The organism is Clostridium sp. LS (genome assembly GCF_002760435.1).
In the GTDB taxonomy this organism is placed as follows: Bacteria; Bacillota; Clostridia; order Clostridiales; family Clostridiaceae; genus Clostridium.
In genome coordinates this window covers 23,925-36,156 of record NZ_AUUU01000032.1, presented here as the reverse complement: position 1 = coordinate 36,156, position 12,232 = coordinate 23,925, and the positions used below count along the sequence as shown (strand labels likewise).

Annotated in this window: 19 protein-coding genes and 1 pseudogene; 1 reads left to right on the top strand and 19 read right to left on the bottom strand. The window is 29.0% G+C overall.

All coding sequences use genetic code 11. The features are described from left to right. Window positions 1-56: 56 nt before the first annotated feature. The 8 genes from COL3_RS08575 to COL3_RS08540 form a co-directional block, all read right to left on the bottom strand. Window positions 57-473 carry a hypothetical protein gene (locus COL3_RS08575; protein WP_008426134.1) on the bottom strand — a complete coding sequence of 139 codons (417 nt, stop codon included), beginning with the start codon at window positions 471-473 and terminating at the stop codon, window positions 57-59. Window positions 474-524: 51 nt separating this feature from the next. After that, entirely contained in the window at window positions 525-884 is a 360-nt protein-coding gene (locus COL3_RS08570) for a hypothetical protein (protein ID WP_008426136.1), read from the bottom strand. After that, window positions 884-1,123, bottom strand: a complete 240-nt coding sequence (locus tag COL3_RS08565; RefSeq protein ID WP_008426137.1) for a DUF1653 domain-containing protein — start codon at window positions 1,121-1,123, stop codon at window positions 884-886. The genes COL3_RS08570 and COL3_RS08565 overlap by 1 nt, the downstream gene beginning before the upstream one ends. A gap of 354 nt (window positions 1,124-1,477) precedes the next feature. Further along, window positions 1,478-2,164, bottom strand: a complete 687-nt coding sequence (locus tag COL3_RS08560; RefSeq protein ID WP_008426140.1) for an ATP-binding protein — start codon at window positions 2,162-2,164, stop codon at window positions 1,478-1,480. Further along, the gene (locus tag COL3_RS08555; RefSeq protein ID WP_008426142.1) at window positions 2,151-3,029 is read right to left on the bottom strand and encodes a hypothetical protein; all 879 of its coding nucleotides are present in this window, start codon (window positions 3,027-3,029) and stop codon (window positions 2,151-2,153) included. Before COL3_RS08555 ends, COL3_RS08560 begins: the two co-directional genes overlap by 14 nt. A gap of 40 nt (window positions 3,030-3,069) precedes the next feature. Beyond that, window positions 3,070-3,243, bottom strand: coding sequence for a DUF1540 domain-containing protein (locus COL3_RS08550; protein ID WP_008426144.1), 174 nt, complete (start codon window positions 3,241-3,243; stop codon window positions 3,070-3,072). 97 nt (window positions 3,244-3,340) lie between these two features. Then, window positions 3,341-3,550: a helix-turn-helix transcriptional regulator gene (locus COL3_RS08545; protein ID WP_008426146.1), complete on the bottom strand. Its 210-nt coding sequence runs from the start codon at window positions 3,548-3,550 to the stop codon at window positions 3,341-3,343. 546 nt (window positions 3,551-4,096) lie between these two features. Further along, window positions 4,097-4,414 (bottom strand): hypothetical protein, encoded by a 318-nt coding sequence (locus COL3_RS08540; RefSeq protein ID WP_008426147.1) that lies wholly within the window; start codon window positions 4,412-4,414, stop codon window positions 4,097-4,099. A gap of 524 nt (window positions 4,415-4,938) precedes the next feature. Between COL3_RS08540 and COL3_RS08535 the strand changes: the two genes are divergently transcribed. Further along, complete coding sequence (locus tag COL3_RS08535) at window positions 4,939-5,208, top strand: hypothetical protein (protein ID WP_008426149.1); 270 nt, start codon at window positions 4,939-4,941, stop codon at window positions 5,206-5,208. Window positions 5,209-5,337: 129 nt separating this feature from the next. Here COL3_RS08535 and COL3_RS08530 read toward each other — a convergent pair whose 3' ends face one another. From COL3_RS08530 to corA, 11 genes and pseudogenes are all read right to left on the bottom strand, one after another. Then, the gene (locus COL3_RS08530) at window positions 5,338-6,069 is read right to left on the bottom strand and encodes a hypothetical protein (RefSeq protein ID WP_008426151.1); all 732 of its coding nucleotides are present in this window, start codon (window positions 6,067-6,069) and stop codon (window positions 5,338-5,340) included. A 183-nt stretch (window positions 6,070-6,252) separates the two neighbouring features. Next, window positions 6,253-6,816, bottom strand: a complete 564-nt coding sequence (locus tag COL3_RS08525; protein ID WP_008426153.1) for a nitroreductase — start codon at window positions 6,814-6,816, stop codon at window positions 6,253-6,255. A gap of 1 nt (window position 6,817) precedes the next feature. Further along, complete coding sequence (locus tag COL3_RS08520) at window positions 6,818-7,471, bottom strand: hypothetical protein (RefSeq protein ID WP_008426154.1); 654 nt, start codon at window positions 7,469-7,471, stop codon at window positions 6,818-6,820. A gap of 225 nt (window positions 7,472-7,696) precedes the next feature. Continuing rightward, window positions 7,697-7,825 (bottom strand): hypothetical protein, encoded by a 129-nt coding sequence (locus COL3_RS29540; protein WP_008426156.1) that lies wholly within the window; start codon window positions 7,823-7,825, stop codon window positions 7,697-7,699. A 50-nt stretch (window positions 7,826-7,875) separates the two neighbouring features. Beyond that, entirely contained in the window at window positions 7,876-8,550 is a 675-nt protein-coding gene (locus COL3_RS08510) for an HD domain-containing protein (RefSeq protein WP_008426157.1), read from the bottom strand. Window positions 8,551-8,716: 166 nt separating this feature from the next. Next, window positions 8,717-8,932: a hypothetical protein gene (locus COL3_RS08505; protein ID WP_008426159.1), complete on the bottom strand. Its 216-nt coding sequence runs from the start codon at window positions 8,930-8,932 to the stop codon at window positions 8,717-8,719. After that, window positions 8,933-9,430, bottom strand: coding sequence for a hypothetical protein (locus tag COL3_RS08500; protein ID WP_008426161.1), 498 nt, complete (start codon window positions 9,428-9,430; stop codon window positions 8,933-8,935). A gap of 47 nt (window positions 9,431-9,477) precedes the next feature. Then, complete coding sequence (locus COL3_RS08495) at window positions 9,478-9,969, bottom strand: hypothetical protein (protein WP_008426163.1); 492 nt, start codon at window positions 9,967-9,969, stop codon at window positions 9,478-9,480. Window positions 9,970-10,063: 94 nt separating this feature from the next. Continuing rightward, entirely contained in the window at window positions 10,064-10,477 is a 414-nt protein-coding gene (locus tag COL3_RS08490; protein WP_008426165.1) for a hypothetical protein, read from the bottom strand. A 344-nt stretch (window positions 10,478-10,821) separates the two neighbouring features. Then, window positions 10,822-10,911, bottom strand: a pseudogene (locus tag COL3_RS28400) (GGGtGRT protein); the annotation flags it as partial. A gap of 146 nt (window positions 10,912-11,057) precedes the next feature. After that, the gene (gene corA / locus COL3_RS08485) at window positions 11,058-12,122 is read right to left on the bottom strand and encodes a magnesium/cobalt transporter CorA (RefSeq protein ID WP_008426167.1); all 1,065 of its coding nucleotides are present in this window, start codon (window positions 12,120-12,122) and stop codon (window positions 11,058-11,060) included. Window positions 12,123-12,232: the final 110 nt, after the last annotated feature.

The following is a 12,232-nucleotide window of genomic DNA, read 5'->3' as shown; positions in this document are numbered from 1 at the left end:
TTTATTATTTCGGTAAGCTACCACATAAGTCTAGTTTACATGTTGTTTATCCATGCCTATACTAAAAGGTACTTCTCCATTTTCTTAGCTGCCTGCTTTTCTAGCTGCTTAACTCTTTGGTAGGATAATTTCAGTTTATCCTGTACCACATAATATTTTCTATGCTCTATATGGACAACTTGTATTATTTCCTTTTCCTCATCATTTAATATGGTTATTGCATTGTTTATTCTTTGCAATTCCCTTTTTTTAGCTGACTGTTCCCTATATAATTCTTCTTTCCTTTCCATGAGCTTCTCTGCCTGCTGCTCTACACTAGAAGTAATTTTATAAGTCTTTCCTGTTCTCTCTTCCAAGCTTTGTCCGCTTATTCCCAATATTTCCTCTTCAAGCTCCTGAACCCTTATATCAATGTCTCCTATATCCGCTAAAATTTCCTTGTATTTTCTAATTCTATCTATAGTAATATTCATATAATAATTCCTCCTAACTTGTCTTCTCCACTTCTTAATCCTTAATTTTGTTTATCTATCATTAACCTTCCAGCTGCTTAATTCATTTCTAATCCATGTTAACTTACTTCTCAAAACCTCTATCTCTAATCTCACATTGTCAATGGCATTTAAGCATGAGTTATAAGCACTTTCAGCTATATCTCTTTGCAATCTTAGTTCTGCAACCTCCTCATTTCCCTTTACCAATTCCATTATCAAAGTCGCTGGATATTTCTCTGCCTTAAGCTTCATTATTTCCTCAGCTTTTTTTATCCTATAAGTCTTTTCCGCCTGTGCTTTCTTTAATCCTAATGTTTTAAGCTGCGTATTCCCCTTACCTAATGCTACAATACAAAAATTTAAACTTTCCATTATTCCTTGTGAGCTCATTATTTTACCTCCAACTCCTCATCTTCTTTTACTAATTCAAATCTATATTTCTGAGTTTCCTTTGGATATTTCTTATGGTCAACCTCTGACATAAATCTATCCTTAGGCATAACATACCCTTGCATATTACCATACAAATTACAATAAACTACCATTTCCTCATCTGTTTCCGAATGCAATACAGTTCCTAACACCCATTGCTCTTTCCCCTTAAAGTGCCTGTAAATTCCCTTTTTCAAAATTCTTTCCTCCATTGTCCTTTCCCCACTTTCTCATATAAATTTATTATCAATAGTTATACTAAATTTAAGCTTTTCTATCCTAACCAATTGGATAAACATATTTAACTATTTGTCATACCTTAGTGGATATCTTTACTAGAAATCATAAATATTATTGTAACCACAAGGGTCATAATATGCAGAAGGCATTTGAAAATGGGCTGTTAAAGGTTCTTAGTTGTACGTTGTTCCAATTTAGTTTGTCACGCTGAAAGCGGGAGCATGCTGAATTGGGTGCAACTTGCAACTTAGATCCTTCAGCGACATTTTCATAGTCCTTCGGAACAAAAATATTTATGATTTCGGTAAATATCACCTAAGTCTAAAATTGTTTTCTGTTCCTTCAATTTCAACTATATAATCCTTGGACATCTCGTATATTCTGCTGCCTATTGCTTCATCAAAACTGAGCAGCTTTTCAAGTGTATATTCTGTTGAAACTATTAGTGGAAGATTATTAATATATCTATAATTAATAAGCTCAAATATTATGTTAATATCCGTTCCGTTAACCTTCCCCTTATACAAATCATCAATCAATAGCACATCACAGGTTTGGTACTTGCTCAAAGTTTTTTTATAATACTCCATATCGATCATATTTTGCTTAATGCTTGTAATCACGTCTCTATAGGACATATACACGACCTTTATATCTTTCTTCAAAAAATTATTTGCAAGGGCCAAGGCAATATGAGTTTTCCCCGACCCAGGATTACCACTAAGTAAAATTGAATTTCTTCTCCTTCCTTTTATGGCAGCAAAACTTCGATAATATTTTATTGCAAGAGCTTTCATCTCCTTAGACTTGCTTGACCATTCTTCAAAATTACTAAAAGTTTTATCTATAACCTCTGCATTAATTCCACTATTTTTCCATAGTCTCTTTACCTTCTCAAGTTCCATACACTTACATGGTGTCATTAATGGCTGCGCATTAGGCTGCATTTTAATAATATATCCAACATCTTTACATAATTCGCATTTAAATTGGCTCATCCCACACATACTCTCCTTTTCCTGTTTCTGATTCCCATTTTGGGATTTTAATATTGAATTTCTTTTCACTTGCTCCATTATTCGGTCCAACACTTCCATGCTTATCCTCCTTTCTTCCTTCGTCATAATTACCATTAATAGCTCCAATTACTTCCTTTCTATATATTCCATTCCCTATTCTTTTTCCAAACTTACTATTTCCTAGAGAATCACTACTCCCATCAATTTTAAATATTCCCTGCCAACAATTTTGAATGCTTTTTTCTAAAATCTTGATCTGCATTTGTTCATCCTTCGCTAAAGCTCTAAGCTCACTTAGCATAATCTCAACAGCTCTATCTGTCATTGGCCTTTTGATTTCCTTCCTCATTTTCAAAAAATCTATTATAGTTTCTATAAGACGTTTATTTTTAGTGAATTCACATATATATTTATATTTTCTGTCATTCTTATTAATGGCTATGGGTAGGTCAGTGTGTGATGATCCCTTTATTACTCTTTTGTCAGCCATGTTGTCCCCATCTCCATTGTCTCCTTGATAAAGCTTCCAATTCACTATTCTTATAAGCATTCCTGTGTTGGTTGATTCATAGGTTAAAAAATCATGTTTCTTAAATCTGTTAAGGGCAGTTCTAATATTTTGCCGTGAAATTCCTGCTCCCGCTTTCTCCATTATTGAATTAGCACTTGTAACAAATTCGCCTGGTTTTACTTTAAATTGTTTTCCCTTCCACTCCCATTCTTTTTCTTCATGATTAGCCATTCCTAAAAGAGTAATCATAATAACTTTTTGCTCTGGAGTTGAGTTTAACCAAAGAGCCTTTTTAAATAAACATCTGTGAATCTTAAACCATCCTTCATCCATCTTACGAACTCCTCCTACTACAAAGCTTGTCCCTCATAACTTAACATCTAAACATCCAATTAATAAAATACTCATAAGAGCTGCAGATCATTTCATCTTGTTCTTCCTTCTTTTCTTCTGAATACCAAGTAAAGCTTTTTATTTTCAAGGCTTCCGCCTGGCACATTCCTTCTCTATAATTAATACAAGTTTTTGCTTCACATTTAACTAACAATGTTCATGCCCCCTTTATACGCATCAATTACTTTAAATTGTTATGTAAAGCTGCCTGTTGCTTTCAACCACTGGCCACGAAATCGTCGTCAGTAAATTTACTTTCCTGTTATCATTAAATCTTTAAATATTTCATCAGTGGTACATTTATAAGTATCTGCAAGGCGTTTTATTAATTGAGGAGAAGGTTTTGTCCAACCTTGCTCTAATTTATAAAAGGTGCTCTTACTTACATTTAATGCCTCCATGGCTTCTTTGCTTTCAATCCCTAAATTCAATCTCCTAAGTCTTATTGGTGTTAATTTCATTTTCTCACTTCTCCCCTACTTAAATGATTTAATAACTTCTTTTGTCTTAACATAGTAATATTTTATCAGTAATTCCGATATAAGCAAACTAGTGTTCGCACCCAAATACGAACAAATTTAGAAATTATATAGCGCAAGCTTAAATTCACTCCGTTTTACTTAAATTTTCCAAAATTTCTATCGGGGATCATGATAAATTTATCATAAAGATGGGCCAGTCAAAATTTCTTATTATAATCTTTTGAAGAAGCTATGGGCTTTCTGCAATCTCTTTGCTTGGAAATATAACACTATTAAATTTACTTATATTTTTTATCATTCTTATAGTTCTTATCATTCTTGTTAGTGGTTAGGAGTTGGTTAGGTGCTGGTGACCCCCTGGTTTTCTAGTATTCTATTAATTAACCTTTAATAACCTTCATCATTCTTTTTCATACTCTTATCCCCATTTGCAATTTTGCATTTTTGCTGCAAGTTTTTTTTACTTTGTCCCTATTTTTATTCATAATAAAAGAACTCAAAATATGAGTTCCTTATTGCTACTATCTAGCTCTTAAATACTTTCTTATAATTTTCTAATATTACTTTAATACAAAATTCTATAGCATTTTCTAATTTATCGAAGTCTTTATATTTATCTATTAAATAATAACATCTATAAGTTCGATTTATAGTATAATTTATACTGTAGATATTAAATTCATCATCAAAAATATACTCATGAAAATTAATATTCTTTTGATTTGTATTAATACGAATTCTTATTTCAAAATCAGGTGCTATCACAATTTTCTTATTTGAATATAATAATCTATATTTTTCACTCAAAATCCCAATATGTTGAATAACTATTTCCTCATCCACAATTCTGCCTCCCAATATTACTTAAAGGTATTTTATGTACATCTATTAATTATTATACTTTTTTAATAGTTAAATTTATAAACAAAATATATGATAATTCTGAGGCTGAAATTTTACACTCAGGTGGCAATAAAGACGATTTTAAAAAAACAACCTGTTTCCCTAAGCAGGCTGCTTCTTCTTCTGTTTAACATATTGTTAATATTAATTTTATAAATTTGACACAATACTGTCATAGTTGCAATTTATAATGATAACATAAACAGTATTCATACATTGTATTCCCTTATTAAATATACAATCCGTTTAGAATAACTTGCTGAAATAATGTAAGTTATTCTTTTTTGTCTTTAATTTCTTGAATAAGACAAAATATTTCATTATAATATTTTTTATTTATATTTTGCCTCAATTTTGCCACAATTGTATCACGTAAATATCATAATAATATGTTATAATTTATTTGCTAATATTTTACGATTTTATCCAATATTAGTATTTTATTTTAATATAGAGGTATTATTATGAATTCATTAGCACAACTTAGACTTAGACAAAAAATATTTCTCAGAAAAGCTTTATTAAATTTTTTGCTAAAAAGACTTTGTCCAACTAATAAAATTGTTGTTATTGTTTCACAAAACCTAGACAAATATGTGTCGCTACAGCAGTACAACATCTACATCAAACAATGTAACATAAAGGTAACTAAGGATATTCATCCATGTGATCATGATCATTTATCTAATAAAGTTTTATTAACTTTTTATTCTTGTTATATTAATAGAATATAATTTATTACCTACACTAACTAAAAAAGACATTAACCATTTCTAAGATCATTACTTAACCTATACTCTTCCATAGTAATACATGACAGCGCTTCTTCCTCTCCAAAATAAAGCCATCTATTTGATATGCTATTAAGTATATATCTTCCATGCTTTATTTTTATGCTCAATTGTTCCTTTAACATCCGCTCTGTACTTGTTTCGTTCAAGATTATTATACATTTCGTCCATATCTTCATAATGACCAATAGCATAATAATTTAAACTAATACATTTATTATCTTTGTATATATTAGAAAAGTCTATTAAAAGTCCTTTTTTAGTTAATTCAAATATCTCATTTTTTATAGCTTCCGACATCGGATATATTTTCCTTCTTTTATTTGTGGAAAAACTCTCTATAATTTTATTTGCAATGATATCTTTAAATACTGACATGTCCTTACAATACAATTTACAAAACCATCCATCATCATGAGCAAGATAAACAAAAGTATTATTTATTCTACTAAAAAATGGTGAATTCAAGGGTTTACTAAAATGTGATAAATATAATACTTCTGCCTTTTCTTCAGGAGTGCAATTATTTAAATCAACTTCATTTTTATAGTCTATCCAATGGAAGTTACCTAAACCATAAATATCTTCCTTTGATAACTCTGAAATATCATTTTCTCCATTGGCAGTCTCTAAAAGCCAACTTCTATTAAAATTATTAGCAATATAATTTCCTTCAGTGATCAAAATATTTTCTATCTTCATTGGATTATGTTTGATAAATTCTTTAAATTCCATTCCGTAATACACAAAATATTTTTCATTAAAATTTGCATTTATATAAAATACATCTCTTATTCTTCTCATTAAATTCAAATCTCCTATTACTTCACCATTTCTTATAGTAGTGCAGAACTACTAATTTTTGATTATTACACTTTTTGAATATTATGTATCAAATCTTCTGATTATAAAATACTTATTAAATCACTTAAACTATAAATCATCTTCATATTATTCTATGAAGATTGTTATATAGTTACATAAAACCTACATCCATTCTATAACTTCTTCCAGCAATTTTCGTGGCCTTGAATATGGTTTTTGATTTGGATAACCAATTGCCACTGCTGCTACAAGTTCATCTTTACGATTTAACCATGAACATATTTCTTTATCACAATGAAAAATGTCACAAATCCAAAGGGTTCCTAATTCAAAATTCTGTGCGGCTAAAATTAATGTTTGTACAGCAGCACCTATTGATTGAATATCAGTAAGTAATCTATGATGATTATAATCTTCTTCAAAGTTTGAAAACGCATTAAATACTAAAATAACTGCTGATGCTTCATTAATTGAATTTATGCTTAACTCAAAACTTCCAGTAGATTTACTCTGTTTCTTGTATTTATTTAATGCATCTTCCATAATATTTACTAATTCATTCTTTTTACTATTTTGAAAAACAACAAATCTCCATGGCTGACGATTTTTTCCTGAAGGTGCTTTAGTTGCTAATTCTAATATTTTTTCTATTATATCTTTTGGTATTGTCTTATCTTGGAACTTTCTTATACTTCTACGTTCTTCTATTGCTTGTATTACATCCATATTAGTCCTCCTTATGAGATTTACTATTAAAATTACCTTTATTAATATTTTTAATTAACTTATCAACTCTATTTTTTTGTGACTCTGATAAATTATCCCTTCTTTTTAATAATACAGATAGAAATTCTTTAGAATTTTCTTCATTTATACAAATAAATGCCCTTTCTGCATGTTGGCCAACTTCCTTTGGTCTACATGTTTCTAAATGCTCAAGTATCTTTTTCAGCATAAGTTTCTCATATTTTTTATCTGCTTTTGATAATTCAGCAAACACACTAATACTATTATCCCTAGTTATCACACTTCCATTTTCATATGCATTAATAATAATTTCTATGTTCTCATATACTTCTTTTGGTTTTAGGAATGTAATCTTTGATAATGCTATCATGCCACCCCAAACAAGCCTATTATTTCTTGATTTCAAAAGTTCTATAAAATCTATCACATAATCAGCAATTAGTTCTGGATTTCTTTCTCCTATTTCATAAAGAACTTTTATACAGTCATTTGCAATTTGTTCTTTTTTATTTTTTAATCCAATAATAATTTCTTTGATACCCTCTAAATCTTTTAATTCAACTAGTTCAATTGCCAAATTAATATTAGGTTCTTCATCATTTCTTCCAATATTAAATGCCACTTTCTCTATCATATAGCTCTCTCTCCTTAAACACAATAAATCTTAACCTTGTATTGAGAACAAAAACTCTCCTTTAAACAAATTTAAATTAATACTCTTATACAAAATTATACCTTTTTCAATTAAATTTGTAATAAAAAAATTAAATAATAACGGTATTGATTTCTTTATAACTAAAAAACAGCATTGATATTATTAGTACCAATACTGCAGTCTATGTTCTATCAAAATTCATTTTCATACATTGCTACATGCTGATAATATTTTAAATGAATAAAATGAAGCATAGCATGTTCTTTTTATATCCATGAAAAATTCCATTTCTACATCCTCATTGGGAAATGTAAAATTATTTAAATAAATCATTCTTTTCTCCTTTTAAATATTTATGTTTATAATAACGATCTATTTTAATTTTATTTAACACCATCTATTTCAAACTTTAATCTAGTAAAATATTCATCCATGAATTTTAGTCTTTCATTTCCTATTTCTTTTGCTTTCTCTATATATAATTTATCTGGAATTTTTTTAAACTTTACTTCATATTCAATAAAAGGTGTATGCTTTGAAACATCTTTCAGCCTTCCATTTTCTACTGTATTAGACTCGAGATAATCATTTAACTGTTCATTTCCTGTTAGCCTTTGTCCAAATTGTCCTGCTAGCATAAAAGTACGAGCAATTCCACTTGCTCCTATAACATCAAGTTTATCTGAATCAAAAAGTATTTTTGCTTCTATTGTATTAGGCTCATTTCCTGTTCTAAATCTATGTGCTATGATACAGTGTTTTATCTTCTCAATTTTCTCTTCCTCATATTCTAATTTTCTTAATATATTTTCTGCTACTATGCTCCCCAAAACTGCATGATCAATTTCTCCTGTTTTGTCTTCGCTTTCTTCCACTCTTGCAATATCATGTAGTAGTGCTGATGGAATGAGTATTTCTAAATCAACATCCTTTTCATATTTTGCAAGTAATAAACAAAGATTATAGACTCTAAATACATGATCTAAATTATGTGCTGAACATGTTAATTTATCTTGAACAATTTCTATAATTTTTTTATGTTTTTCTTCCACATTCATATATATTACCACCCTACTTATGAAATATTTCTATAAGCACAGTTTACCAAACACATGTTTCTTTGTCAAATCATTCCATCTTATTACTAAGTGTTTCTCTTTATCTTACAAACTTGAATTTTGCTATTATTTTGTCAAAATAAGTGAATCAGTTCAATTACTTATACTATTCAATAACAATATAGTTGCCTCTATTAATTTCTTCTAAAGTGATTTCCTTTAACAGAAGACCGACATTCCAATCTTTCTTTGCTGATTTTGGAATGGGTGATTTACTTATAAAGCCATAATCTATTGTAGAAACTCTTGTGTATCTTATTATGTAACCTAATTCGTCAGTAATAATAACATCACTATTTGGAGAAATCTCACCTGAACTCATTTAATGCCATCCATAATTATCAATTAAACCCGCTCCCAGTACAATAAGATTATTCAATCCATAACTACCTTTGATCTTATTTAAAAATTCAACGCTGCACTTTATTGCATCATCAACATCATTTTTAACAAAAAGTTCTCTGTGATAATCTTGAATTCTATTCTTCCACATTTCATCTTCAATAAAAGTATTCCATTCCTCCTTTGGAAATCCTTCATATCTAAATGTACATATCTTATCATATTTTTTATCAGAAAATTTGTAAACATTTGAATTTGAGTCTACTATAAAAATTCTCTCTAAAACATATAAATTTGTATATCCCATTGGCATTGCACGATACAAATCATTATTTCCCCACTCAAAATCTGATAAATCGTTAGATAAGTATGAAAAACAGAGTTGTCTATTGGTTAAATATGCAAAGTATTTTCCGTTTGAATCTATATCAAATGGGTTTTCATGCGAATTAATCGGATAACTTGCGAATACCTCCACAAAATCACCTCCTAAAAATTATATGATTATATCTCTTAAAGGCATAATTATCTCTCTATTTTTTTTGCATCTAATGTTGTTTTTATAAAATCTAAAATATAAATTTTTTCTGGCTCTGTATCTCCTGATGACATTATTAATCCTACAATTCCAAAAAATATCGGTATTCCTATAACTCCTAGTACAGCGCTAAAAGCATCTTGGAATTTTCCCAAAAAAATATTTACTAAACAGAATAACCACATAAAGCTTCCCCATCCAAACCATATTCCAATTGGTATTTTTGATGAAGCAGGCACACGGAATTCTCCTTCAATAATAGTACCGCTTTCCTTTTTAATTAGTTGTCCATAAAAAGTTATTGGTAACCCAGTCAGCCTCCTATTATAAATTCCACTTGTTTTTCTTACATGAAATTCATTGCTATCAAAATCTACTCCACCTCTCAAACCTCCAATTAAAAATCGTTCTGACATAATTATTGCATCAATTCTGTTTTTACACTTTTCAATATCAATTTCTGTATAATATGAAATCATAGACTTTCTTTTCTCCTTAATTTTACTATTGTTCAATTAATTTTCTTCATCTAATCCTATTTTTTAGTTTATATATAATGCTGTCAACTTCCTCCTATACATTTATTAGAGTTCTAAATGCTTCTACAATACTTGAAAATTTACTTGAATCAATATCAAATCCACCATGTAAAGAGATTTCTCTAAAAAATGGATAACTTATGTATTTTGCGATTAAATATGAAACCTTTATATGACCAGATTTATCAAAAACTTCAAAATCTAATAAAAACTCATTTGGACTCATGCTACATAAGTGGGCCACTCCTCTTCTTTTAGTATCTATTTCCTCCATACACAATAGGAAATTATTTAATTCATCAATTTCAATCCAAGTAGAGTTAAGAACTCCTCCAAATCCTTCATTTTGAGTAGTAACAGACACTTTAATACTTGGCATTCTTTCTTTTTCAGATTCAATAAATTCTATCTCTATAAATGATTTTCTATCTTCAGAAAATATTTTCATTTTCTCCCCTTCATTCCTATTTTCCTTCTTTATTTACAAATATAGTTTAAATATATTATTTCATAGAATAACAACTTACTATTTTCCATTATATAAATATTTTAACATTTTAGTTTGCAACATCCTACTATTACTTTGCTTATTCTTTACCTATCACAAAAATAAAAGTTATGCAAAAATAAGAATTACTCTAGCCTTATTTGCATAACCTTTTTAACACACTTCTTCATAAACATTTTAATATAAATATAGAAAATAAAAAAAGTTGTGAAATAACAAAGGGTTGTCCTTCATTATTTTCACAACTTTTAACACAACTTTATTTTGCTGTGACAATTACCAAATTACTTAGTAAGTGCTTCTTGAACGGCAGCTGCAACAGTCATACAAACCATTGGGTTGTTACCTGCTCCGACAAGGCCCATCATTTCAACGAAGCACTTATTAAATACCTTACATATGGCATTATTACAAGCATTGAACTTTTAAATTGCCAATACATATCATACATCATAATAAAAATATGCAGCCAAATTAATGGCCGCATCTTTAAAAAAGTTATGTATTGCCTATGCTATGCTTACCACCATTTTTTCCTTTTAAAGAAAATAAGCATTGAAGTCGCAATAGAAATCATTATTACCCATACTACTGGATACATCCATGGCCAATCATATTCTGGCATATTTTTAAGATTCATGCCATATAACCCAACAATAAATGATAATGGTATAAAAACAGTTGATATAATGGTTAAAACTTTCATTATTTCATTCATTTTGTTACTTACACTAGAAAGATACATGTCCAGCATACTAGACAATATATCCCTTAAAGTTTCAGTAGTATCCATTACCTGAATTACATGATCATATAAATCCCTTATATATATATCCACAGATTCTCTAACTAATGTTGTTTCGCTTCGTTCTAGGAAACTGACTACCTCCCGTAGCGGCCATACAGATTTATGTAAAAATAACATTTGTCTTTTTAATTTATGAATGACCTGCAATGTACTTTTTGAAGGATTCAATACTAATTCATCTTCTGTATCTTCAATCTTTTCACTTAATTCTTCTAGTACAACAAAGTAATTATCAACAATTGCATCAAGTAAATTATAAACCAAGTAATCTGCTCCCATTTTCCTAATACGTCCTGATCCTTGTCTAATTCCTTCACACACTGTATTATATATTTTTACTTTCCCTTCACTAAAAGAAATAACATAGTTTTCACCAAGTATAAAACTTTCTTGTTCAGTGGTAAATTCGCCTAACTTATTATCATAGAATAACATTTTTACAACAATATAAGTATACCCCTCATAATTCTCTATCTTAGGACGCTGCCCAGTATTTAAAATGTCTTCCAATACTAAAGGATGAATTCCAAAACAACTACCAATTCTTTCAATAGTTTTTGCATCATGAATACCTTCTACGTTAATCCAATGTACAGTGGATTTTTCTGGCTTTAACAAACTTACATCATTTAAATTAATTACTTTTTCCTCAAATCTATCTTCACTATACTTGAATAATTTTATTTGAATTTTTTCATCCTTCTTTTCTCCAGTATATATTAGACTTCCTGGAGGCAATCCTGCTTTTTTTGAACGTTTTTTCGTGGTTGTATTCATAAATAATCACCTACTAATAAATATTTATTAAAATTCTACATTACATTTTCGCAAATATAATTATCTTATATTTCTTAAAATCCTTGTTTTACCTATACGTATAGGTCTAA

Excerpts from the sequence above, each read along its gene's own strand:
- COL3_RS08575 (WP_008426134.1), bottom strand. The coding sequence starts at position 473 with ATGAATATTACTATAGATAGAATTAGAAAATACAAGGAAATTTTAGCG.
- COL3_RS08570 (WP_008426136.1), bottom strand. The coding sequence starts at position 884 with ATGAGCTCACAAGGAATAATGGAAAGTTTAAATTTTTGTATTGTAGCA.
- COL3_RS08560 (WP_008426140.1), bottom strand. The coding sequence starts at position 2,164 with ATGAGCCAATTTAAATGCGAATTATGTAAAGATGTTGGATATATTATT.
- COL3_RS08555 (WP_008426142.1), bottom strand. The coding sequence starts at position 3,029 with ATGGATGAAGGATGGTTTAAGATTCACAGATGTTTATTTAAAAAGGCT.
- COL3_RS08545 (WP_008426146.1), bottom strand. The coding sequence starts at position 3,550 with ATGAAATTAACACCAATAAGACTTAGGAGATTGAATTTAGGGATTGAA.
- COL3_RS08535 (WP_008426149.1), top strand. The coding sequence starts at position 4,939 with ATGAATTCATTAGCACAACTTAGACTTAGACAAAAAATATTTCTCAGA.
- COL3_RS08530 (WP_008426151.1), bottom strand. The coding sequence starts at position 6,069 with ATGAGAAGAATAAGAGATGTATTTTATATAAATGCAAATTTTAATGAA.
- COL3_RS08525 (WP_008426153.1), bottom strand. The coding sequence starts at position 6,816 with ATGGATGTAATACAAGCAATAGAAGAACGTAGAAGTATAAGAAAGTTC.
- COL3_RS08520 (WP_008426154.1), bottom strand. The coding sequence starts at position 7,471 with ATGATAGAGAAAGTGGCATTTAATATTGGAAGAAATGATGAAGAACCT.
- COL3_RS29540 (WP_008426156.1), bottom strand. The coding sequence starts at position 7,825 with ATGATTTATTTAAATAATTTTACATTTCCCAATGAGGATGTAGAAATG.
- COL3_RS08510 (WP_008426157.1), bottom strand. The coding sequence starts at position 8,550 with ATGAATGTGGAAGAAAAACATAAAAAAATTATAGAAATTGTTCAAGAT.
- COL3_RS08505 (WP_008426159.1), bottom strand. The coding sequence starts at position 8,932 with ATGAGTTCAGGTGAGATTTCTCCAAATAGTGATGTTATTATTACTGAC.
- COL3_RS08495 (WP_008426163.1), bottom strand. The coding sequence starts at position 9,969 with ATGATTTCATATTATACAGAAATTGATATTGAAAAGTGTAAAAACAGA.
- COL3_RS08490 (WP_008426165.1), bottom strand. The coding sequence starts at position 10,477 with ATGAAAATATTTTCTGAAGATAGAAAATCATTTATAGAGATAGAATTT.
- corA (WP_008426167.1), bottom strand. The coding sequence starts at position 12,122 with ATGAATACAACCACGAAAAAACGTTCAAAAAAAGCAGGATTGCCTCCA.